At 73.1% G+C, this 21,050-nt stretch carries 21 protein-coding genes; 16 read left to right on the forward strand and 5 right to left on the reverse strand.

The window, feature by feature from the left end; translation table 11 throughout:
- Positions 1–16: 16 nt before the first annotated feature.
- Positions 17–511: a 50S ribosomal protein L17 gene (gene rplQ, locus ACZ6WH_RS25865; protein ID WP_432855983.1), complete on the forward strand. Its 495-nt coding sequence runs from the start codon at positions 17–19 to the stop codon at positions 509–511.
- Between the two features lie 74 nt (positions 512–585).
- A complete protein-coding gene (gene truA / locus ACZ6WH_RS25870) occupies positions 586–1,437 on the forward strand; it encodes a tRNA pseudouridine(38-40) synthase TruA (protein ID WP_469731010.1) in 852 nt (283 codons plus the stop codon).
- A 61-nt stretch (positions 1,438–1,498) separates the two neighbouring features.
- On the opposite strand, the gene ACZ6WH_RS25875 is transcribed toward truA, so the two are convergent.
- Complete coding sequence (locus ACZ6WH_RS25875) at positions 1,499–2,338, reverse strand: hypothetical protein (RefSeq protein ID WP_469731012.1); 840 nt, start codon at positions 2,336–2,338, stop codon at positions 1,499–1,501.
- Positions 2,339–2,447: 109 nt separating this feature from the next.
- Here ACZ6WH_RS25875 and ACZ6WH_RS25880 point away from each other — a divergent pair, with 109 nt between their 5' ends.
- From ACZ6WH_RS25880 to glmM, 5 genes are all read left to right on the forward strand, one after another.
- Entirely contained in the window at positions 2,448–4,067 is a 1,620-nt protein-coding gene (locus tag ACZ6WH_RS25880) for an ABC-F family ATP-binding cassette domain-containing protein (protein ID WP_469731014.1), read from the forward strand.
- A gap of 77 nt (positions 4,068–4,144) precedes the next feature.
- Positions 4,145–5,332 (forward strand): glycosyltransferase 87 family protein, encoded by a 1,188-nt coding sequence (locus tag ACZ6WH_RS25885; RefSeq protein ID WP_469731016.1) that lies wholly within the window; start codon positions 4,145–4,147, stop codon positions 5,330–5,332.
- A gap of 203 nt (positions 5,333–5,535) precedes the next feature.
- Complete coding sequence (rplM, locus tag ACZ6WH_RS25890; RefSeq protein ID WP_346092403.1) at positions 5,536–5,979, forward strand: 50S ribosomal protein L13; 444 nt, start codon at positions 5,536–5,538, stop codon at positions 5,977–5,979.
- 42 nt (positions 5,980–6,021) lie between these two features.
- Positions 6,022–6,525, forward strand: a complete 504-nt coding sequence (gene rpsI, locus ACZ6WH_RS25895) for a 30S ribosomal protein S9 (RefSeq protein WP_361558269.1) — start codon at positions 6,022–6,024, stop codon at positions 6,523–6,525.
- Positions 6,526–6,677: 152 nt separating this feature from the next.
- Complete coding sequence (gene glmM / locus ACZ6WH_RS25900) at positions 6,678–8,087, forward strand: phosphoglucosamine mutase (RefSeq protein ID WP_469731019.1); 1,410 nt, start codon at positions 6,678–6,680, stop codon at positions 8,085–8,087.
- Between the two features lie 20 nt (positions 8,088–8,107).
- Here glmM and ACZ6WH_RS25905 read toward each other — a convergent pair whose 3' ends face one another.
- Positions 8,108–9,049, reverse strand: coding sequence for a DUF389 domain-containing protein (locus ACZ6WH_RS25905; RefSeq protein WP_469731021.1), 942 nt, complete (start codon positions 9,047–9,049; stop codon positions 8,108–8,110).
- Between the two features lie 20 nt (positions 9,050–9,069).
- Complete coding sequence (coaA, locus tag ACZ6WH_RS25910) at positions 9,070–10,059, reverse strand: type I pantothenate kinase (RefSeq protein ID WP_469731022.1); 990 nt, start codon at positions 10,057–10,059, stop codon at positions 9,070–9,072.
- A gap of 139 nt (positions 10,060–10,198) precedes the next feature.
- Here coaA and ACZ6WH_RS25915 point away from each other — a divergent pair, with 139 nt between their 5' ends.
- The 3 genes from ACZ6WH_RS25915 to ACZ6WH_RS25925 all read left to right on the forward strand — a co-directional run bounded on the left by ACZ6WH_RS25915 (position 10,199) and on the right by ACZ6WH_RS25925 (position 12,749).
- Entirely contained in the window at positions 10,199–10,465 is a 267-nt protein-coding gene (locus ACZ6WH_RS25915) for a hypothetical protein (RefSeq protein WP_469731024.1), read from the forward strand.
- 71 nt (positions 10,466–10,536) lie between these two features.
- Positions 10,537–12,384, forward strand: a complete 1,848-nt coding sequence (gene glmS, locus ACZ6WH_RS25920) for a glutamine--fructose-6-phosphate transaminase (isomerizing) (RefSeq protein WP_469731026.1) — start codon at positions 10,537–10,539, stop codon at positions 12,382–12,384.
- Positions 12,381–12,749, forward strand: coding sequence for a holo-ACP synthase (locus ACZ6WH_RS25925; protein WP_432855961.1), 369 nt, complete (start codon positions 12,381–12,383; stop codon positions 12,747–12,749). Before glmS ends, ACZ6WH_RS25925 begins: the two co-directional genes overlap by 4 nt.
- 133 nt (positions 12,750–12,882) lie before the next feature.
- Here ACZ6WH_RS25925 and ACZ6WH_RS25930 read toward each other — a convergent pair whose 3' ends face one another.
- Positions 12,883–14,301 carry an NAD(P)H-hydrate dehydratase gene (locus ACZ6WH_RS25930; protein ID WP_469731028.1) on the reverse strand — a complete coding sequence of 473 codons (1,419 nt, stop codon included), beginning with the start codon at positions 14,299–14,301 and terminating at the stop codon, positions 12,883–12,885.
- A gap of 186 nt (positions 14,302–14,487) precedes the next feature.
- On the opposite strand from ACZ6WH_RS25930, the gene ACZ6WH_RS25935 reads away from it, so the two are divergent.
- From ACZ6WH_RS25935 to ACZ6WH_RS25955, 5 genes are all read left to right on the forward strand, one after another.
- Positions 14,488–15,549 (forward strand): L,D-transpeptidase family protein, encoded by a 1,062-nt coding sequence (locus tag ACZ6WH_RS25935; protein WP_469731030.1) that lies wholly within the window; start codon positions 14,488–14,490, stop codon positions 15,547–15,549.
- Between the two features lie 79 nt (positions 15,550–15,628).
- Positions 15,629–16,807 carry an alanine racemase gene (gene alr / locus ACZ6WH_RS25940; protein WP_432855953.1) on the forward strand — a complete coding sequence of 393 codons (1,179 nt, stop codon included), beginning with the start codon at positions 15,629–15,631 and terminating at the stop codon, positions 16,805–16,807.
- A complete protein-coding gene (locus ACZ6WH_RS25945) occupies positions 16,804–18,036 on the forward strand; it encodes an alpha/beta fold hydrolase (RefSeq protein WP_469731032.1) in 1,233 nt (410 codons plus the stop codon). Before alr ends, ACZ6WH_RS25945 begins: the two co-directional genes overlap by 4 nt.
- A 95-nt stretch (positions 18,037–18,131) precedes the next feature.
- Complete coding sequence (gene tsaE, locus ACZ6WH_RS25950) at positions 18,132–18,650, forward strand: tRNA (adenosine(37)-N6)-threonylcarbamoyltransferase complex ATPase subunit type 1 TsaE (RefSeq protein ID WP_361558299.1); 519 nt, start codon at positions 18,132–18,134, stop codon at positions 18,648–18,650.
- Positions 18,651–18,881: 231 nt separating this feature from the next.
- Positions 18,882–19,118, forward strand: coding sequence for a hypothetical protein (locus ACZ6WH_RS25955; RefSeq protein ID WP_432855947.1), 237 nt, complete (start codon positions 18,882–18,884; stop codon positions 19,116–19,118).
- Between the two features lie 467 nt (positions 19,119–19,585).
- Here the strand turns inward: ACZ6WH_RS25955 and ACZ6WH_RS25960 are convergent, their stop codons facing one another.
- Positions 19,586–20,170: a hypothetical protein gene (locus ACZ6WH_RS25960; RefSeq protein WP_469731035.1), complete on the reverse strand. Its 585-nt coding sequence runs from the start codon at positions 20,168–20,170 to the stop codon at positions 19,586–19,588.
- 142 nt (positions 20,171–20,312) lie between these two features.
- Between ACZ6WH_RS25960 and tsaB the strand changes: the two genes are divergently transcribed.
- Positions 20,313–21,002 carry a tRNA (adenosine(37)-N6)-threonylcarbamoyltransferase complex dimerization subunit type 1 TsaB gene (tsaB, locus tag ACZ6WH_RS25965; protein ID WP_469731037.1) on the forward strand — a complete coding sequence of 230 codons (690 nt, stop codon included), beginning with the start codon at positions 20,313–20,315 and terminating at the stop codon, positions 21,000–21,002.
- The last annotated feature ends 48 nt before the right edge of the window (positions 21,003–21,050 follow it).

Raw genomic sequence — 21,050 nt, forward strand, 5'->3', positions numbered from 1 at the left:
GTGAAGGAGAAACACCATGCCGCGTCCCGCCAAGGGAGCCCGTCTGGGCGGCAGCGCCGCGCACGAGCGTCTTCTGCTCGCGAACCTCGCGAAGTCGCTGTTCGAGCACGGCCGCATCACCACGACCGAGGCCAAGGCCCGCCGCCTGCGCCCCGTCGCGGAGAAGCTGATCACCAAGGCGAAGAAGGGCGACATCCACAACCGTCGCCTGGTGCTCGCGACGATCACGGACAAGAGCGTCGTCCACACGCTCTTCACCGAGATCGCCCCGCGCTACACCGAGCGCCCGGGTGGCTACACCCGCATCACCAAGATCGGCAACCGTCGTGGCGACAACGCCCCGATGGCCGTCATCGAGCTGGTCGAGGGCGAGATCGCCAAGAAGGCCACCGTCGACGAGGCCGAGGCCGCGACCAAGCGCGCGGTGAAGGAGGCCGACGAGGCCGCCAAGGCCGAGGACACCAAGGACGAGGCCGCCGAGGCCCCGGCCGAGGAGTCCAAGGACGCCTGAGCCTGATCCAGGCCGCTGAACGGGCCCGTTCCCCGCTGGGGGAGCGGGCCCGTTCCGCTTGAGAGGATGTGCGCGTGAGCGATGAGGTGGAGCCCGGGTTCGTACGGGTGCGGCTGGATCTTTCCTACGACGGCAAGGACTTCTCCGGCTGGGCGAAGCAGCGGGAGCGGCGGACGGTCCAGGGAGAGATCGAGGACGCGCTGCGCACCGTGCTGCGGGCGTCGGAGACGTACGAGCTGACCGTGGCGGGGCGGACCGACGCGGGCGTGCACGCCCGGGGGCAGGTGGCCCAGGTGGACCTGCCGCGGGAGCTGTGGGCCGAGCACGGCGACAAGCTGCGCCGGCGGCTCGCCGGGCGGCTGCCGAAGGACGTACGGATCTGGCGGGTGAGCGAGGCGCCGGCCGGCTTCAACGCGCGGTTCTCGGCGATCTGGCGCCGGTACGCGTACCGGGTCACCGACCACCCCGGCGGCGTCGACCCGCTGCTGCGCGGGCATGTGCTCTGGCACGACTGGGACCTGGACGTCGCGGCGATGAACGAGGCGTCGCTGCCGCTGCTGGGCGAGCACGACTTCGCGGCGTACTGCAAGCGGCGTGAGGGCGCCACGACCATTCGTACGCTCCAGGAGCTGAGCTGGGAGCGCGGCGCGGACGGGATCATCACGGCGACCGTGCAGGCGGACGCCTTCTGCCACAACATGGTGCGCTCGCTGGTGGGCGCGCTGCTGTTCGTCGGGGACGGGCACCGGCCCGTGGAGTGGCCGGGCAAGGTGCTGGCGGCCGGGGTGCGGGACTCGGCGGTGCACGTCGTACGGCCGCACGGGCTGACCCTGGAAGAGGTCGGCTATCCGGCCGACGAGCTGCTGGCCGCCCGCAACAAGGAGGCGCGGAACAAGCGGACCCTGCCGGGCGCGGGCTGCTGCTGAGCACGGCGGCGGGGCGGTGCGCGGGGGCGGGGCCGCGTGCCCCCGCCCGCCGCGGCCGGCCTCAGTTCTGGAGCTGCTTCTTCGCCGCCGCGTCGGCCTGGTCCCGGCCGCGCTGCATGACCCGGCCCCAGGCGTACGCGGCACCGTCCCGGCTCGCCTGGAGGGCCTTGGTCTCGCTGGTGACGACGGGCTTGCCGTTGAGGTAGCCGGCGATCGTGAAGTACGCGTACCGGCCGGCCGAGTTCGCCGAGGTCCGGCAGTCGGTGCCCTGGCAGAACGGGGCGACCTTGCCGCCGGCGAGCGCCGCGAGGTTGGGCTTGTACTCCTCCTTCACCGCGGCCGCCGCTGCCTTGGTGTCGAACCGGGCGATGCCCACGGTCACCGCCACGCCGTCCTTGGAGAACGTGGCGCGCAGCAGCTTCTCGCAGCCGTGCTTCTTGAGGACCGCGCCGAGGCCGCCCTGGGCGACGCTCGCGCAGCTTCCGGTGCTGCTGGTGGTGGCCTTCGGGTAGACGCGGTCGCCGGCCTTCAGCTGCTTGTCGGGGAAGAGCGAGGCGGCGGTGAGCGGCGCGGTGTCCTTCTTGCTGTCGGTGATGTAGTCCATCGGGTCCGGCGGGGGCGGGACCGTGACGTCGGAGAAGGTGGGCTTCGGGTCGTCCGGCTCGTCGGGCAGCTTCTCCGGTGACGGGAGCGAGGACGGCTTGCCGTTGTCGTTGCCGGCGATCACGGCGGTGGCGACGATGCCGGCCACCGCCACGGTGGCCAGGGCGCCGCCGCCGATCAGGAGCCAGCGTCTGCGCTTGCCGCGTGCTTCGCTCTGTTCCGCCAGTGCGGCCCAGTCCGGAGTGGACGACGGACCGGATCCCCCGGGGCCGAACGGCCCCCCTTCCCCAAAGCTCATGGCGCGCATCCTAATGCGCACAGGTCACAGAAGGACTTCGGCCGCCTGACGGGCGGGCCCGGGGAAACCCGTTTGTTCCGTGCGGTGCCCCGGGCCGAGAATTCCCCGTATGGGACATGTGGAGGCGGGACATCTGGAGTACTACCTGCCGGACGGGCGGGTGCTGCTGGCCGACGTGTCCTTCCGGGTGGGTGAGGGCGCCACGGTCGCGTTGGTCGGGGCGAACGGCGCGGGCAAGACGACGCTGCTGAAGCTGATCGCGGGGGAGCTGCAGCCGCACGGCGGCGCGGTGACGGTCACCGGCGGGCTGGGCGTGATGCCGCAGTTCGTGGGGTCCGTGCGCGATGAGCGGACCGTGCGGGACCTGCTGGTGTCGGTGGCGCCGCCGCGGCTGCGGACCGCCGCGAAGGCCGTGGACGAGGCCGAGCACGCCGTCATGACCGTCGACGACGAGGCCGCGCAGATGGCGTACGCGCAGGCGCTGAGCGACTGGGCGGAGGCCCGCGGATACGAGGCCGAGACGGTCTGGGACATGTGCACCATGGCCGCGCTCGGGGTGCCGTACGAGAAGGCGCAGTGGCGGCAGGTGCGCACGCTCAGCGGGGGCGAGCAGAAGCGGCTCGTGCTGGAGTCGCTGCTGCGCGGCCCGGAGGAGGTGCTGCTGCTGGACGAGCCGGACAACTATCTGGACGTGCCCGGCAAGCGCTGGCTGGAGGAGCGGCTGCGGGAGACCCAGAAGACGGTCCTGTTCGTCAGCCACGACCGGGAGCTGCTGGCCCGTTCAGCGGAGAAGATCGTCAGCGTCGAGCCGGGCCCGGCGGGCAGTGACGTCTGGGTGCACGGCGGCGGCTTCGGCACGTACCACGAGGCCCGCAAGGAGCGCTTCGCGCGCTTCGAGGAGCTGCGGCGGCGCTGGGACGAGAAGCACGCGCAGCTGAAGCAGCTGGTCAATACCTTGAAGAACAAGGCGGCCTTCAACGACGGCCTGGCCTCGCGCTATCAGGCAGCCCAGACGCGGCTGCGGAAGTTCGAGGAGGCGGGTCCGCCGCAGGAGCCGCCGCGCGAGCAGGAGATCACCATGCGGCTGCGCGGCGGCCGTACCGGCGTCCGGGCCGTGACCTGCGAGGACCTCGAACTGACCGGCCTGATGAAGCCCTTCTCCCTGGAGGTCTTCTACGGCGAGCGGGTCGCGGTGCTGGGCTCGAACGGCTCCGGCAAGTCGCACTTCCTGCGGCTGCTCGCCGGTGACGACGTGGCACACACCGGCGCGTGGAAGCTGGGCGCCCGCGTCGTCCCCGGCCACTTCGCCCAAACCCACGCGCACCCGGAGCTGGAGGGCCGCACCCTCCTGGACATCCTCTGGACGGAGCACGCCAAGGACCGCGGCAGGGCGATGAGCGCGCTGCGCCGGTACGAGCTGGAGCGCCAGGCCGAGCAGCGCTTCGACCGCCTCTCCGGCGGCCAGCAGGCCCGTTTCCAGATCCTGCTGCTGGAGCTGGCGGGCACGACGGCGCTGCTGCTGGACGAGCCGACGGACAACCTGGACCTGGAGAGCGCGGAGGCGCTGCAGGAGGGGCTGGAGGCGTACGAGGGGACGGTGCTGGCGGTGACGCACGACCGCTGGTTCGCGCGCTCCTTCGACCGGTATCTGGTCTTCGGCTCGGACGGCCGGGTCCGGGAGACGTCGGAGCCGGTGTGGGACGAGCGGCGGGTGGAGCGGGCCAGGTAGCCGGCAGGGGCGTCGGGAAGTGGTGGTGCGCCGTGTCGAGCGGGAGCGGTAGGGCCGGCGCCTTCTAATCTGGCCGCGTGACGCCGGAGGACAAAGCGGGGCAATCGCCCAGAGTGGCATGGCTGCTGCGGCCCGCTCCCTGGCCGCTGCGGGCCGTCGCCGCGGGGCTGACGGCCGTGGTGGTCGTGGCGACCGTACGGCGCGGCGGTCACCTCGGCATGGACAACGCCTTCGCGGTGAAGGCGGCGCGGGCGCTGCTGGACGGCGGTGCTCCCTACGCCGACAAGCGGTTCCTGTACCTGCCGGGGGCGGTGCTCGCGGCGGTGCCCGAGGCGCTGCTGCCCGAGCGGTGGCTGCCGTGGCTGGTGCCGGCGGCCGGGGTCTGCCTCGTACTGCTGGGCTGGTTCCTGAGCCTGCGGATCTTCGGCGTACGGGCCGACAGCCGGCTCGCGGTGCTGGTCGTGGCCGCGCTGCCGTTCTTCCAGCCGTTCCGCAACCTCGTCACGCTCGGCAACTGGACGCTCGCCTCGGTCGTGGCACTGCCGCTCGCGCTGCTGCTGGCCCGCCGTGCGCGGTGGGCGGCGGCGGGCGCGGTGATCGGGTGCGCGCTGGCCCTGAAGCCGATGCTGCTGCCGGTCCTGCTGCTGTTCGTCCTCGCCCGGCGGTGGGGCGCGGTGGCCGTCGCGGTCGCCGTGCCGGCGGCCGTGTCCCTGGCGGCGGCGCTGGTGATGCCGCGTCCCGGCATGTTCCTCACCCGTACGCTGCCGTTCCTCCTCCGCGGCCAGGACGCCTTCGCGCGGCCGTACGACGCCTCGCTCGGAGCCGTCCTGACCAGGCTCGGGGTGCCGCCGGCACCGGCCTACGGGCTGGCGGTGGCGGCGGCCGCCGCGGGCGTGGGCTGCGCGTACCTGCGCTGGCGGCGCGGGGACGACGGGCCGCTCCGGCTCGTCGAGACCGCGGCGATGCTGCTGCTCGCGGCCTTCCTGGTGTCCCGGCCGTCCTTCGACCACTATCTGCTGGTGGTGCTGGGGCCCCTGCTGGCCTCGGCCGTGGTGCCCGGCGCCGTGCCCCGTACGGTGTGGTTCTGGGCCGCTCTCGTGCCGCAGGTCGCCGGGCTGGACTGGCCGTATCTGGAGGACGTCAGACGGCGGGCCTTCAAGGACGCGGCGATGCTGTGGACGCTCGCCGCGGTGGTCGCCTGCGCCTGTCTGCGCCGCCCGGACCGGAGTGGCGAGGACCGGACCCCGGTACCGGGCGCGTTTTGACCCGCCTGGGGGAGGCCCGGTATTCTGCATGTTTGTTATGCGTATTGGCTTGCTCTATCTCACGTGAGGGGCCCTTACGCCGGTCCACCGGACCGATGACCGACGGCGGGCGATGGGTTGCGTCACCCGGAGCCGCCACTCCCGGATCGTCGTTCGAAGTGGCCCAGTACAGGTCCCAATCACTTAGAAGCGAAGGCTAAAACGTGCGTACGTTCAGCCCCAAGCCCGGCGATGTCCAGCGCCAGTGGCACATCATTGACGCGCAGGACGTTGTCCTGGGCCGTCTGGCATCTCAGGCCGCGTCCCTCCTGCGGGGCAAGCACAAGCCGGTCTACGCCCCTCACGTCGACACCGGTGACTTCGTCGTCATCATCAACGCCGACAAGGTGCACCTGTCCGGCAACAAGCGCGAGCAGAAGATGGCCTACCGCCACTCCGGCTTCCCGGGTGGTCTGCGCTCCGTCCGTTACGACGAGCTGCTCGACAAGAACCCCGAGAAGGCTGTCGAGAAGGCCATCAAGGGCATGCTCCCCAAGAACACCCTGGGCCGTCAGATGCTCTCGAAGCTGAAGGTCTACGCGGGCGCCGAGCACCCGCACGCTGCTCAGCAGCCGGTCCCGTTCGAGATCACCCAGGTCGCGCAGTAAGTCCGGCCACACCCCTAAGACGAAGAGAATCTGAGGAGCATCGTGGCTGAGACCACCGCCGAGACCCCGCTCGAGGTCGAGGAGTACACCACCGAGACCGAGGCGCCGCTGGAGGGTGAGTACACCTCCGAGTCGCTCGCCTCCCGCTTCGGTGACCCGCAGCCGGCCGCCGGCCTGGGCCGCCGCAAGAACGCCATTGCCCGCGTCCGGATCATCCCGGGCACCGGCCAGTGGAAGATCAACGGCCGCACCCTCGAGGGCTACTTCCCGAACAAGGTGCACCAGCAGGAAGTCAACGAGCCCTTCAAGGTGCTCGAGCTGGACAACCGTTACGACGTTGTCGCCCGCATCTCCGGCGGCGGCATCTCCGGCCAGGCCGGCGCGCTGCGCCTGGGCGTGGCCCGTGCGCTGAACGAGGCGGACGTCGAGAACAACCGTGGCCCGCTGAAGAAGGCCGGCTTCCTGAGCCGCGACGACCGTGCGGTCGAGCGCAAGAAGGCCGGTCTCAAGAAGGCCCGCAAGGCGCCGCAGTACAGCAAGCGCTAATTGCCGCTTGCTGCGACGCGCAGCTGCTTGGAACGCCCCGGTGGCACTTCTCGTGCCGCCGGGGCGTTCGGCTATCCGGGACCAGATAGGCGTATACCTGTACAGAACGGTCATAACGGTCTGGTCCAAGCGAAATGACTCGGAGGACACCAGTGGGACGACTCTTCGGCACGGACGGGGTACGCGGTGTCGCCAATGCGGACCTGACGGCGGAGCTGGCGCTCGGGCTGTCGGTCGCTGCGGCGCATGTGCTGATGGAGGAGCCGGGGCGAAGCCCTGTCCAGCCGGGGCGGCGGTCGGGTGACGGGCGGGAGGGCACCTTTGAAGATCACCGGCCGGTGGCCGTGGTCGGGCGCGATCCGCGGGCGTCGGGGGAGTTCCTGGAGTCCGCCGTGGTGGCGGGGCTGGCCAGCGCGGGCGTTGACGTGCTGCGGGTGGGCGTGCTGCCGACCCCGGCGGTGGCGTACCTCACCGGCGCGCTCGGCGCGGACCTGGGCGTGATGCTCTCCGCCAGCCACAACCCGATGCCCGACAACGGCATCAAGTTCTTCGCGCGCGGCGGGCACAAGCTCGCCGACGAGCTGGAGGACCGGATCGAGAGCATGTACCGCGGGCACGCCTCCGGTGAGCCGTGGGACCGGCCGACCGGCGCGGGCGTGGGCCGGGTCAAGGACTACGCCGAGGGCTTCGACAACTACGTCGCGCACCTGGTCGGCGTGTTGCCGAACCGCCTGGACGGGCTGAAGGTCGTCATCGACGGGGCGCACGGCGCCGCGGCGCGGGTCTCCCCGGAGGCGTTCGCGCGGGCCGGCGCCGACGTCATCACGATCGGCACCGACCCCGACGGCCTGAACATCAACGACGGCTGCGGCTCCACCCACCTGGACAAGCTGCGGGCAGCGGTCGTCGAGCACGGTGCCGACCTGGGCGTCGCGCACGACGGCGACGCGGACCGCTGCCTGGCCGTGGACCACGAGGGCAACGAGGTCGACGGCGACCAGATCCTCGCCGTGCTCGCGCTGGGCATGCGGGACGCCGGCACGCTGCGGCAGAACACCGTGGTCGCCACCGTCATGTCCAACCTGGGCTTCAAGCTGGCGCTGGAGCGCGAGGGCATCGAGCTGGTGCGCACCGCGGTCGGCGACCGGTACGTCCTGGAGGAGATGAAGGCCCAGGGCTTCGCGCTGGGCGGCGAGCAGTCCGGGCACGTCATCGTGCTGGACCACGCCACGACCGGTGACGGCACGCTGACCGGCCTGATGCTGGCGGCGCGGGTCGCCGCGACCGGCCGCTCGCTGACCGAGCTGGCGGGCGTGATGGAGCGGCTGCCGCAGGTCCTGATCAACGTGCCGGACGTGGACAAGTCCCGGGTGACGACCTCCGCCGAGCTGTCGGCCGCGGTCACCGACGCGGAGCGGGAGCTGGGCGCGACCGGCCGGGTGCTGCTGCGTTCCTCCGGTACGGAGCCGCTGGTCCGGGTCATGGTCGAGGCGGCCGACCTGGAGCAGGCGCGCGCGGTGGCGGGGCGGCTGGCCGACGTGGTGAAGTCGGCGCTGGGCTGACCCCGCCGTCGGTCCGGGCCTCAGGCCTTCCGGACGGCACGCCGGCGCTGCCCGGCCCAGAAGTACTTCTGGGCCACCAGCGTCAGCGTGCCGGCGACGACGATGCCGGCGAGGTTCAGCAGCAGCTGCTGGCTGGAACCCCAGGTCTGGCCGTAGTCGCCGTAGAGGAAGGCCACCGCGGCGTTTGCTGCGGCGGGGACGGTCGTGACCGAGATCGCGACGCCGACCAGCGCGCCGGACTTCGCCGAGGTCAGCGAGAGCGTGCCGGCGATGCCGGCCAGGAACGCCACCACGAACGACAGCGGGTCGGGCTGCCAGATGAAGGACGTGTTGGGACGGTCGGCCTCGAGCTGATGCGCGCTGAAGAGGTCCATCCCGTCCATCAGGTAGCTGAAGCCGACGGTCAGGAGCATCGCCACCGCGAAGCCGACGAGCAGCGCGACCAGTGACCGCCAGGCGAGGCGGGGGGCACGCTGCACCAGTGCCGTACAGATCCCGGCGAGCGGCCCGAACTCGGGCCCGACGGCCATCGCGCCCACGATGAGCAGCGCGTTGTCCAGCACCACACCGCAGGCCGCGAGCATCGTCGCCAGCGTCAGGAAGGCGACGTAGGTGACGGTGAGCGTGGACTCCTCGTGGGTGGCCTCGCCGAGCTGTTCCCACAGGACGGCGTCCGCGCCCTCGCCCGGCGCGTCCTCCTCGGCCCGGACGGCGCTTCTGGAGAGCGACAGGTCGATGTCCTCGACGGCGATCGATCCGCAGTCGTCGATGCCGCGCTCGCGCAGTCCGCGCAGCAGCTCGTCCCCGGCCTCCCGGGCGACGTCGCAGGTGATCACATCACCGGCCGGGTCCAGTGCGGCACCCGCGAGCACCACCAGGTGGGTGGTGCCGACCGTGCGCCGGAGCAGGCCGGTCACCTCCTCCGTACGGTCGGCCGGGACGATCAGGCGCAGGTGCAGCACGGTGGCATTCCTCGGGGACGTCAGAGTTTGCGCAGCGAGAGCCGCTGCACCTTGTGGTCAGGACCCTTGCGGAGCACGAGGTTCGCGCGCCCGCGGGTCGGGGCCACATTCTGCTCCAGGTTCGGCCTGTTGATGGTGCGCCAGTTGAGCCGGGCGTAGTCCAGCGCCTCCTCCTCCGAGACCTGCGCGTACTTGCGGAAGTAGGAGAAGGGGTTCTGGAAGGCGGTCTCGCGCAGCTTGCGGAACCGTCCCAGGTACCACTGCTCGATGTCCTCGGTACGGGCGTCCACGTACACCGAGAAGTCGAAGAAGTCGGCGAGCCCGAGCCGGGTGCGGCCGTCCTTGCCGGGCAGCGCGGGCTGGAGGACGTTCAGGCCCTCGACGATGAGGATGTCCGGGCGGTGCACGGTCAGCCGCTCGCCGGGGACGATGTCATAGATGAGGTGGGAGTAGACCGGCGCGGTGACCTCGGCCTTGCCGGACTTCACGTCGGCCACGAAGCGGGTCAGGGCGCGCCGGTCGTAGGACTCGGGGAAGCCCTTCCGGGACATCAGGCCGCGCCGGTGCAACTCGGCGTTGGGCAGCAGGAAGCCGTCGGTGGTCACCAGCTCCACCCGCGGGTGGTCGGGCCAGCGGGCCAGCAGTGCCTGGAGCAGGCGGGCCGTGGTGGACTTGCCGACCGCGACGCTGCCGGCGACGCCGATCACGAACGGCGTGCCCTCCTGGGCGCCGTGCCCCTCCCGGTCCCCGAGGAAGGTGTTCAGGGCGCCGCGGAGGCTGCTGGTGGCCCCGAAGTAGAGGTTCAGCAGCCGGGAGAGCGGCAGGTAGACGTCGCGCACCTCGTCCAGGTCGATGACGTCGCCCAGGCCGCGCAGCCGCTCGACCTCCTCGGCGCTCAGCGGGAGCGGGGTCTTCTCGCGCAGGGCACTCCACTCCGCGCGGGTCATGTCGACGTACGGCGTGGCGTCGGCGCGGCGTCGTTGCTGCGGCTGCTCTGTCGTCATGGGCACGTCGCCCATTGTCCGCAGCCACCCGCCGCGGCTCATCCCGGGGGGTGGCGGAATACCGCATGTCTATACCAATCAGGTAATCCCCGGTACCGTCCGTCGCGGGGGAACGCGTCAATCACTGCGTCGCGAGAAATGGGGGGTGGGCACAGTGACACGCCTGCTCGATTACGTACGGCAACGGCAGAAGAGAACCGGTGCCGAAGAGGTGAGAGTGCCGGCGCAGGGCGGCGGCCACGCCGGCCTGGTGCACAGCGAACTGGCCGCCGAACTGCCCGACGAGGACCTGGGGGAGGAGCTGGCGGACTGCCTGGTCCTGTACGAGATGGGCAGCAAGCCGCGCTGCGAAGAGGTGGAATTCCTCGAACTGGTCCAGGAGGCCATCGACCGGATCGAGGAAGGGCAATGACCCGGACGGCCCCCGGCCGGTGACCCGTACGGCACCGGGGCAATGATCTGCGCGCGCCGTAGGCTGCCTCCATGTGCGGAATCGTGGGATACGTGGGCGGCCAGTCGGCCCTTGACGTCGTACTGGCCGGACTGAAGCGGCTGGAGTACCGCGGCTACGACTCGGCGGGCGTCGCGGTGCTCGCCGACGGCGGCCTGGCGGCGGCGAAGAAGGCCGGCAAACTCGCCAACCTGGACAAGGAACTGGCCGTGCGCCCGCTGCCGGCCGGCAACACGGGCATCGGGCACACCCGGTGGGCCACGCACGGCGGGCCCACCGACGCCAACGCCCACCCTCACCTGGACAACGCCGGACGGGTCTCGGTGGTGCACAACGGCATCATCGAGAACTTCGCCGCGCTGCGCGCCGAACTGACCGACCGCGGCCACGAACTGGCCTCCGAGACGGACACCGAGGTGACCGCCCACCTGCTGGCCGAGGCCTTCTCCTCGTGCGGAGACCTCGCCGAGGCGATGCGGCAGGTCTGCCGCCGGCTGGAGGGCGCGTTCACCCTCGTGGCCGTGCACGCCGACGCGCCGGACGTGGTGGTCGGCGCCCGCCGGAACTCCCCGCTGGTCGTCGGCCTCGGCGAGGACGAGGCGTTCCTCGCCTCCGACGTGGCCGCCTTCATCGCGCACACCCGCGAGGCCGTCGAACTGGGCCAGGACCAGGTCGTCGAGGTCCGCCGGGACGGCGTCCAGGTGACCGACTTCGACGGCCGCCCGGCCGAGGTGCGCCCGTACCACGTCGACTGGGACGCCTCGGCCGCCGAGAAGGGCGGCTACGACTACTTCATGCTCAAGGAGATCGCCGAGCAGCCCAAGGCCGTCGCGGACACCCTCCTGGGGCGGATCGGCACGGACGGGCGGCTGTCGCTGGACGAGGTGCGCATCCCGGACGGGGTGCTGCGGGAGGCGCAGAAGGTCGTGATCGTGGCGTGCGGCACGGCCTTCCACGCGGGGCTGATCGCCAAGTACGCCATCGAGCACTGGACGCGCATCCCGTGCGAGGTGGAGCTGGCGAGCGAGTTCCGCTACCGCGACCCGATCCTGGACCACCGCACGCTGGTCGTCGCGATCTCCCAGTCCGGCGAGACCATGGACACCCTCATGGCGCTGCGGCACGCCCGCGAGCAGGGCGCCAAGGTCCTCGCCATCTGCAACACCAACGGCTCGACCATCCCGCGCGAGTCCGACGCCGTGCTCTACACGCACGCCGGGCCCGAGGTGGCCGTCGCCTCCACGAAGGCGTTCCTCACCCAGCTCGTCGCCTGCTACCTGGTCGCGCTCTACCTGGGCCAGGTGCGGGGCACGAAGTGGGGCGACGAGATCCGAGCCGTGGTCAAGGAGCTGGCCGAGATCGGCACCCAGGTGGATGAGGTGCTGGGCACGATGGAGCCGGTACGGGAACTGGCCCGCGGCCTCGCGGACAAGAACACCGTCCTCTTCCTCGGCCGCCACGTGGGCCACCCGGTCGCCCTGGAGGGCGCGCTGAAGCTCAAGGAGCTGGCGTACATGCACGCCGAGGGGTTCGCGGCGGGCGAGCTGAAGCACGGGCCGATCGCGCTGATCGAGGAGGACCTGCCGGTGGTGGTGATCGTGCCGTCGCCGCGCGGCCGCTCCGTCCTGCACGACAAGATCGTCTCCAACATCCAGGAGATCCGGGCCCGCGGCGCCCGCACCATCGTCATCGCCGAGGAGGGCGACGAGACGGTCGTGCCGTACGCCGACCACCTCGTCCGCATCCCGGTGACGCCGACCCTGCTCCAGCCGCTCGTGGCCACCGTGCCGCTCCAGGTCTTCGCCTGCGAGCTGGCCACGGCCCGCGGCAACGAGGTCGACCAGCCGCGCAACCTCGCCAAGTCGGTGACCGTCGAATGATCATCGGGGTCGGCATCGACGTCGCCGAGATCGACCGGTTCGCCGCCGCGCTGGAGCGCACGCCCCAGATGCTGGACCGGCTCTTCGTCGACAGCGAGCGGTACCTGCCCGGCGGCGAGCCGCGCGGCACCGCCTCCCTCGCGGCCCGGTTCGCCGCTAAGGAGGCGCTGGCCAAGGCGCTGGGCGCGCCGCGCGGGCTGCACTGGACGGACGCGGAGGTGTACGTCGAGGACAGCGGGCAGCCGCGCCTGCGGGTGCGGGGCACGGTGGCCGCCGCAGCGGCGGAGCGCGGGGTGCAGTCCTGGCACGTCTCGCTCAGCCATGACGCGGGGGTGGCGTCGGCGGTGGTGATCGCGGAGGGGTGACCGTCCAGGTCGGCGGGTCCCGAAACGCGCCGTAGGGCGGCGTCTCGGTGGCCCCGTGCGGCGCCGTTCCGGCCGGGCGCGCCCGCGCGGCGGAGCCGCATGTCGACACGCCCCGCGCCCCTGATGGGTGCGCCTAGTCGGTCACCGACAGCCATGCCTCCGGCAGAGCCGCCGCCACGTCGCAGGCGGTCAGCGGCACGGCCTTTTCCGCTACGTGCCGGGCCGCCAGGCCATGCAGGTAAGCGCCCACCGACGCCGCCTCCAGCGGCGCGAGGCCCGTGGCCAGCAGTGAACCGGCCATCCCGGACAGCACGTCGCCGCTGCCCGCCGTGGCCAGCCAGCCGGTACCGGTCGGGTTGACGCGGACGGGGCCGCCGTCGGGACCGGCGATCAGCGTCGAGGAGCCCTTGAGCAGCACCGTCGCGCCGTACCTGCCGGCCAGCTCGCGTGCCGAGTGCAGCCGTGCCGACTCCACCTCCTCGCGCGCCGTGCCGAGCAGCGCGGCCGCCTCGCCCGCGTGCGGGGTGAGCAGCGTCGGCGCCGTACGGGCCCGCAGCCGCGCCGGGTCCAGGTAGCGCAGCCCGTCCGCGTCGACCAGCACCGGCACGTCGGACGCCAGCACGTCCGCCATGGCCTCCTCGTTGTCGCCCAGGCCCGGCCCGGTCACCCACGCCTGTACCCGCCCCGCCTTCGACGGCGGGCCCGCGTGCACCAGCGTCTCCGGGTGCGCCGCGATCACCGCGTCGGCGCCGGGACCCACGTACCGGACCGCGCCCGCGCCGCCGCGCAGCGCGCCCGACACCGAGAGCACCGCGGCGCCCGGATAGCGTGCGGAGCCCGCCACGACGCCGACGACGCCGCGCCGGTACTTGTCGCTGTCCGCCGACGGGACGGGCAGCAGCGCCGCCACGTCCGCGTGCTGGAGCGCCTCGACGTCCGGCTCCGGCAGCTCCAGGCCGATGTCCACCAGCCGCAGCGCGCCCACGTACTCGCGCGCCGGGTCGATCAGCAGCCCCGGCTTGTACGCGCCGAACGTCACCGTCGCGTCCGCCCGTACCGCGGCCCCGCCGACCTCGCCGGTGTCCGCGTCCACCCCGCTCGGCAGGTCCACCGCCAGGACGGTCGCGGAGCGCGCCGCGTCGGCCAGTTCCGCCGCCGCGGGCCGCAGCCCGCCCTTGCCGCCGATGCCCACGATGCCGTCCACGACCAGGTCCGCACGGCCGATGTCGGCACGCGGATCGGCCGACACCCGGCCGCCCGCCGCCCGGAGGGCCGCCAGACCGCCCTGGTGCGCCCGCTCCGGGGACAGCAGCACCGCGCGCACCCCGGCGCCCCGGCGGGCCAGCCGGGCGCCCGCGTACAGCGCGTCGCCGCCGTTGTCGCCGCTGCCCACCAGCAGCACCACCCGCGATCCGTACACCCGCCCCAGGAGGTCCGCGCAGGCCACCGCCAGGCCCGCGGCCGCCCGCTGCATCAGGGCGCCGTCCGGCAGCCGCGCCATCAGGTCCCGCTCCGCCGCCCGCACCTTCGCCACGCTGTAAGCAGTCCGCATGCCCCCAGTCTCACCCGGCGGGCGGCGGCCACGCCCGCCCGGCCCGGCGCGCCAGGCCCGTACCGTCGGCGCCTGCGGCGCGGCCCGCTCGCCCGGCACCTCCGCCCGGCCGAAAATCCCGCTCGCCAGGGCGAACCTGCGTCCCTCCGCGGGGCGCGGAGCCCCCGCCACGGCACACCTGATCGTATGAACCGATACTTCTCCACCCTGCTGGCCGGTGCCACGGGCACGGCCACCCTGCTGGGTCTCGTGGTCGCCCCCGGGGCCACCGCCGACCCCGGGCCGCAGAAGCCGCACGTCTACACCGTGTCCGAGCTGGTCCCCGGCGTCCCCAACTCCGCGCAGCCGAAGGACACGCCCGACCAGACGTACGAGTCGAAGCCGTCGGCCCACGGGAAGAAGCCCGGGAAGAAGCCGGGAAAGAAGCCCGGTGCGCACACGGGCAAGCCCGGGAAGCAGAGCGGCAAGCCCGGCAAGCACACCGGCAAGCCGGGGAAGCCCGGGAAGCCGTCGGCCGGCAAGCCCGGCGCGCAGGAGGCCGACTCCCGCGCCGAGAACGCCCCGGTCGTGGAGTACGTGCCGCGTACCGAGGTCCTGCGCGCCCCGGAGAGCGCCAAGGCCGAGCCGGCGGCGCCCGCCTGCACCACCGCCACCGGTCCCTTCCAGAAGCAGGTGGAGCGGTATCTGAAGCTGAAGGTGGACGGCAAGCAGTCGCCGGCGGACTGCAAGGCCATCAGCGCCCTGCAGAAGAAGGAGAACATCAGCCCGGCCAACGGCTTCGCCGGCCCGGCCACCTGGGGCACCATCCGGCTCCTGGAGGCCAAGGCGGACCCGAACAAGGAGGGCCGCTGTCCGGTGCCCCGGATGCGCAAGAAGGGCGAGCACTGGGCGCCGCGGGTGGCCTGCGTCGACCTGCCGCGCCAGATCATGTGGGTGCAGAACCACGACAAGGTGATCTTCGGCCCGGTGGCGATCCGCAGCGGACGGGCCGGCTACCCCACCCGTCCCGGCAAGCACAAGGTCTACCTGCGCAACCGCCACCACCACTCGACGATCTACAACTCGCCGATGCCGCACTCCCAGTTCTTCGACGGCGGCCAGGCCTTCCACGGGATCTCCGGCAACATCTACAGCCCGCCCGGCTCGTACGGCTGTGTGAACATGCGGAGGCCGCACGCGGCCAAGCTGTGGAACATCCTCAGGAAGGGCGACGACGTCTTCGTCTGGGGCCGCAAACCGGCCGAGTGACCCGGCATCAGGCGCTCGAAAGCACCTCATCGCGGCGGTCGGAAGGGCTCCGCCCGCCGCACCTGAGACACTGATGACGATGAACGAGAGAGCACTGCGCGCCCGCGCCACCATCGACCTCGACGCACTGAGGTCGAACGTGCGTGCCCTGAAGGCGCGCGCTCCGCGTGCGCAGCTGATGGCCGTGGTCAAGTCCGACGGGTACGGGCACGGCGCGGTGCGGTGCGCCGCCGCGGCCCGCGAGGCCGGCGCCGAGTGGCTGGGCACGGCACTCCCCGAGGAGGCCTTCGCGCTGCGCGAGGCGGGCGACACCGGCCGCCTCATGGCGTGGCTGTGGACGCCCGGCGGCCCGTGGCGCAAGGCCGTGCTGCTCGACATCGACGTCTCGGTGAGCGGGCTGTGGGCGCTGCACGAGGTGCGCCACGCGGCGCACGCCGCCGGCCGCCCGGCCCGCGTCCAGCTGAAGATCGACACCGGCCTCGGCCGCAACGGCTGCCCGCCCGCCGACTGGGCGGAGCTGACCGAGGCCGCCCGCGCCGCCGAGGCCGAGGGCCTCATCCGGGTCACCGGCGTCTGGTCGCACTTCGCCTGCGCCGACGAGCCCGGCCACCCCTCCGTCGACGCTCAGCTCGCCGCCTTCCGTGACGCGCTCGCCACCGCGGAGGCGGCCGGCCTGCGGCCCGAGGTCCGGCACATCTGCAACACCCCGGGCCTGCTCACCCGCCCCGACGCGCACTTCGACCTCGTCCGCGCCGGGATCGGCGTCTACGGCGTCTCGCCGAGCCCGGAGGTCGGCACGCCCGCCGACTTCGGGCTGCGCCCCGTGATGACGCTGTCCGCCTCCCTGGCATCGGTCAAGCACGTACCGGGCGGCCACGGCGTCTCGTACGGCCACCACTACACGACCCCCGGGGACACCACGCTCGCACTGGTCCCGCTGGGCTACGCCGACGGCATTCCGCGGCACGCCTCCGGCACCGGCCCGGTGCTGATCGCCGGCAAGCGGCGGACGATCGCCGGCCGGGTCGCGATGGACCAGTTCGTCGTCGACCTCGGCGGGGACACCGCCGCCGCGGGGGACGAGGCGGTGCTCTTCGGGCCGGGGGACCGCGGCGAGCCGACCGCCGAGGACTGGGCACAGGCCATCGGAACCATCGGCTACGAGATCGTCACCCGCATCGGAAGCCGGGTGCCACGCGTCTATGTCCCCGAGCAAGGGAATGTCCCGGAGGACGACGGAACGGGGGACGGGACATGAGCGAGAGCACGCACGGCGTCCCGGGCGTGGCCGGGGCCGCAGCCGAGGCCGCGGGCGGCTGGGCCCGCGCCGGCCGGCACGCGGGCATCGCCGGCGCCGCGATCGGCGTGGTCGCGGCCGGCGCAGCGGCGGGGGTGGCGCTGGAGCGGCTGACGGTCGGCCGGGGCGTGCGCCGCAAGGCGCGGACGGCACTGGACTCGGCGGGCCCGTACGGCACCCTGCGCGGCACGCCGGGCAGGGCGTACGCCGAGGACGGCACCGAGCTGTACTACGAGACCGACGAGCCGGACGAGCGCCCGGACGGCGAGGCGCAGAAGGCCCGCCGCAGGCGCCTGCTGGGGGCCCTGGGGCGACGCTCCGCGGCCCCCACCGTCGTCTTCAGCCACGGCTACTGCCTCAGCCAGGACGCCTGGCATTTCCAGCGCGCCGCGCTGCGCGGCAACGTCCGTACGGTCCACTGGGACCAGCGCAGCCACGGCCGCTCCTCCCGCGGGCACGCCCAGATCGAGGGCACCGAACCGGTCACCATCGACATGCTGGGCCGGGACCTGAAGGCGGTGCTGGACGCCGCCGTGCCGGAGGGCCCGATCGTGCTGATCGGGCACTCGATGGGCGGCATGACGGTGATGGCGCTGGCCGACCAGTACCCGGAGTACGTCGCCGAGCGCGTGGTGGGCGTCGGCCTGATCGGCACGTCGGCCGGGCGGCTGAGCGAGGTCGCCTTCGGGCTGCCGTCGCTGGGCGTGAAGGCGTTCCACCGCTTCGCGCCCGGGGTGCTGAAGGCGCTGGGCGCGCAGAGCGAGCTGGTCGAGAAGGGCCGGCGGGCCACGGCCGACCTCTTCGCCGGGCTGGTGAAGCGGTACTCCTTCGGCTCGCCCAAGGACGTCGACCCGGGCGTCGCGCGCTTCGCCGAGCGGCTGATCGAGGCGACGCCGATCGATGTGGTGGCGGAGTTCTTCCCGGCGTTCGCCGTGCACGACAAGACGGCGGCGCTGGCGGCCTACGACGGCGTACCGGCGCTCGTACTGGCCGGCGACGGTGACCTGATCACGCCGCCCGAGCACAGCCGAGCGATCGGCGATCTGCTCCCGGCGGCGGAGCTGGTCTGCGTACCGGACGCCGGCCACCTGGTCATGCTGGAACACCCCGATCTGGTCAACGACCGCCTGACGGCCCTGGTCGCCCGCGCGGTGTCGGAATCCCGCGCCCGGCGGCCGGCCCGGGCCTGACGCCCGGCCGGGGGAGGGGGCCGCCGCCCGGTCCGGGGAGTGGGCGGCCGCCGCCGTGGCGCGCGGTGTCCGCCCGGCCTCGTACCATCGGCGGCATGAGCACCACCGACGCCATCACGCAGGTAACCGTCAAGTCTCCGGACCGGATGCAGGAGTTGGGCCGCCGGCTCGCCGGCCTGCTGCGGCCGGGCGATCTGGTGCTGCTGAGCGGGGAGCTCGGCGCGGGCAAGACGACGCTGACCCGGGGCCTGGGTGAGGGCCTGGGCGTACGCGGCGCCGTCACCTCGCCGACGTTCGTCATCGCCCGGGTGCACCCCTCGCTGCATGTGGGCCCGCCCCTGGTGCATGTCGACGCCTACCGGCTCGGTGGCGGCCTGGACGAGATGGAGGACCTGGACCTGGATGTCTCGCTGCCGGAGTCCGTGGTCGTCGTGGAGTGGGGCGAGGGCAAGGTCGAGGAGCTGTCCGAGGACCGGCTGCACGTCACGATCGCGCGCACGGTGGGCGCCGCGGCGGCCGTGGCGGAGGACGAGGACGACGTCCGCGAGGTGACGGTCACCGGCGTCGGCGAGCGCTGGGCGGGCAGCGACCTGAGCGTGCTCCAGGAACTCTGAGCAGCGTGCTCCAGGAGCGAAGCGTGCTCCAGGAGCGCTGAACAGGGCGCGGTCGCGGCCCCTCGCGGGCCGTCGTTTCCGGGGCGAGGGGCTCCGTAGTGCTCCGTAGTTTCCGACAAGCCGTCGGCAAGATGTTGCGTCGGCGGTACCGGGCGTGGTCACATGGAGGGAGAGAGCCGGTTAGGTCTACCTAACTATGCCCGCTCGCCCCAGGAGCCCCGGGAGGCATCCATGTCGGCCCACCAGTCCCTCGCCGCGGCGGCCCGCCGCGACGACAGCGAACCGTCTCCGTTCCGGCGCGAGGACGGCCCCCGGCCGACGATGAACGAACTCCTGGCGTCCTGTGCGGCCGCCAGCGCGGTCTCCACGCCCCCGGAAGCCCCCGAGGCCCCGGCCACCGCCGAAACCCGCCCCGAGCCCGCCCCAGAGGCCCCCCACCTGCCGAACAGCGACCGCGACGCGGCGTAGGCACGCCGCGCCCCGACCGCGCCGTCACGCAGGCCCGGCGCGACGACCGCGACGCCGCGTGCACACCGGGCGCGGCGCCGACCTGCGACGCCGCGCAGGCGCCCGGCGCGGCAGTGGTGTCCGCTCCGGCCGCGCGGAAAGACCGTCCACTCGCCGCCACGGCACCTCGTAGCCCGTACGGGTGATTCATCAGCCCGCGCCGCCCCGCTGCGCCGTACGGGTGCACCAACGCCTCCCGGGCACCCTCCGCCGCCCCGCATGCGCCACCCCCCCTTGGGTAACCCCCGGGTGGGGGGATGCGGGGCCGCGCTTCGGGGTGCGAGAGGCGACCGGATACGGTCACCCGCCGAGCATCGCCGGGCGGGTGCGGTCACCCGCCGAGCGGCACCGGTCGCGTTCCGACCGGCCCCGGGCAGCCTCGGGACAGCGGGCGCATGGCGCCCTCGGCAGCCGCGAAGCCGCGAAGGCTACGAAACGACGACGACCTTCGTGCCGATCGTGGCGAACTTCCACATGGCCGTGCCGTCGGCGCGCTTTTCGCGGACGCCGCCCGTCTTCTTCTGCTGGGCGTCCGGCTGCGGCATCGAGCCGTCGACCGCCGCGCTGAAGCCGACCACCACGTTGTCGACCGTCGCGAACCGTACGACGTTCTCGATCGGGATTCCGTCGGAACCGGTCACGCTCGCCGAGCGCGTGGTCACCGAGTACGCCCCGGGCGCCGGGCTGACCTTGCTCGGTACGACCTCGTACGTGCGCAGGACCTGCTCCTTCGGGCCGATCAGCCACACCCGTCGGTCGTCCAGCGCGTACACCACGCGCTTGCCCGAACCGGAGTGCGCCGGCACCGCGGTCTCGCGCTTCTCCTTCTCCTCCGCCGACTCCTTGGGCTTGTGGTCGCCCGACGGCGCCGGCGAGGCCGAGCCGCCCTTGGCCGAGCGCACCGGCTTCAGGGGGGCGGAGGCGTCGGCCGAGGCCTGGAAGCCCAGGAAACCGACCGCGGCCAGTGCCACCACGGTGAGAGCCGTCACGATCGAGCTGCTCCTAGCGGCCACCGCCGTGCCACCTTTCCGTACGGATCCGTACGTGTCCGAGGTCCGAAGGCCGGCACACGGCGTGCCGGAGTCCCAGCACGCAGCGTACCGGCGAGCGCAGCACCCGGCAGGGCGGCGTCCGCCGCGCCGTAGTCTTGAGGGCGTGCTGCTGCTTGCCCTTGACACCGCAACCCCCGCCGTCTCCGCCGCGCTGCTCAGCTGCGCCCCCGACACCGGCGGCGGCCCGGCCGCTCCCCGCGTGCTCGCCGAGGCGCGCGAGGTGGACGCCCGCCGCCACGGCGAACTGCTGCTGCCCGCCGTCGACCGGGTGCTCGCCGAGGCCGGCGTGAAGCTCGACGCGGTCACCGACATCGTCGTGGGCGTCGGCCCCGGCCCGTACACCGGGCTGCGCGTCGGCCTGGTCACCGCCGCCACCTTCGGCGCGGCCCTGGACGTGCCCGTGCACGGCCTGTGCTCGCTGGACGGCATCGCGTACGCCTCCGGGATCGAGGAGCCCTTCGTCGTGGCGACGGACGCGCGCCGCAAGGAGGTCTACTGGGCCCGGTACGACGACTTCCGTACGCGGACCACCGAGCCCGCCGTCGACCGCCCGGCCGACATCGCCGAGCAGGTCGCCGGGGTGCCGGCGGTGGGCGCCGGCGCGGTGCTGTACGACGGCACCTTCGACGGCCTGCGCGCCGACGGGCCCGAGCACCAGTCGGCGGCGGCCCTCGGCGCGCTCGCCGCCGAGAAGCTGGCCCGTGGCGAGACGCTGCTGCCCCCGCAGCCGCTGTACCTGCGCCGGCCGGACGCGCAGGTCCCGGCCAACTACAAGGTGGTCACCCCCAAGTGACCGCCCACGCCGACCAGTCCGCCGCCACCGCGCCCGCCGCCGTGCTGC

This window comes from Streptomyces sp. NPDC050806, assembly GCF_055586425.1.

What these genes read in the sequence shown, in the direction of transcription:
- rplQ (WP_432855983.1), top strand. Translation starts at nt 17, where the DNA reads ATGCCGCGTCCCGCCAAGGGAGCCCGTCTGGGCGGCAGCGCCGCGCAC.
- ACZ6WH_RS25875 (WP_469731012.1), bottom strand. Translation starts at nt 2,338, where the DNA reads ATGAGCTTTGGGGAAGGGGGGCCGTTCGGCCCCGGGGGATCCGGTCCG.
- ACZ6WH_RS25880 (WP_469731014.1), top strand. Translation starts at nt 2,448, where the DNA reads ATGGGACATGTGGAGGCGGGACATCTGGAGTACTACCTGCCGGACGGG.
- glmS (WP_469731026.1), top strand. Translation starts at nt 10,537, where the DNA reads ATGTGCGGAATCGTGGGATACGTGGGCGGCCAGTCGGCCCTTGACGTC.
- ACZ6WH_RS25925 (WP_432855961.1), top strand. Translation starts at nt 12,381, where the DNA reads ATGATCATCGGGGTCGGCATCGACGTCGCCGAGATCGACCGGTTCGCC.
- ACZ6WH_RS25930 (WP_469731028.1), bottom strand. Translation starts at nt 14,301, where the DNA reads ATGCGGACTGCTTACAGCGTGGCGAAGGTGCGGGCGGCGGAGCGGGAC.
- ACZ6WH_RS25935 (WP_469731030.1), top strand. Translation starts at nt 14,488, where the DNA reads ATGAACCGATACTTCTCCACCCTGCTGGCCGGTGCCACGGGCACGGCC.
- alr (WP_432855953.1), top strand. Translation starts at nt 15,629, where the DNA reads ATGAACGAGAGAGCACTGCGCGCCCGCGCCACCATCGACCTCGACGCA.
- ACZ6WH_RS25945 (WP_469731032.1), top strand. Translation starts at nt 16,804, where the DNA reads ATGAGCGAGAGCACGCACGGCGTCCCGGGCGTGGCCGGGGCCGCAGCC.
- tsaE (WP_361558299.1), top strand. Translation starts at nt 18,132, where the DNA reads ATGAGCACCACCGACGCCATCACGCAGGTAACCGTCAAGTCTCCGGAC.
- ACZ6WH_RS25955 (WP_432855947.1), top strand. Translation starts at nt 18,882, where the DNA reads ATGTCGGCCCACCAGTCCCTCGCCGCGGCGGCCCGCCGCGACGACAGC.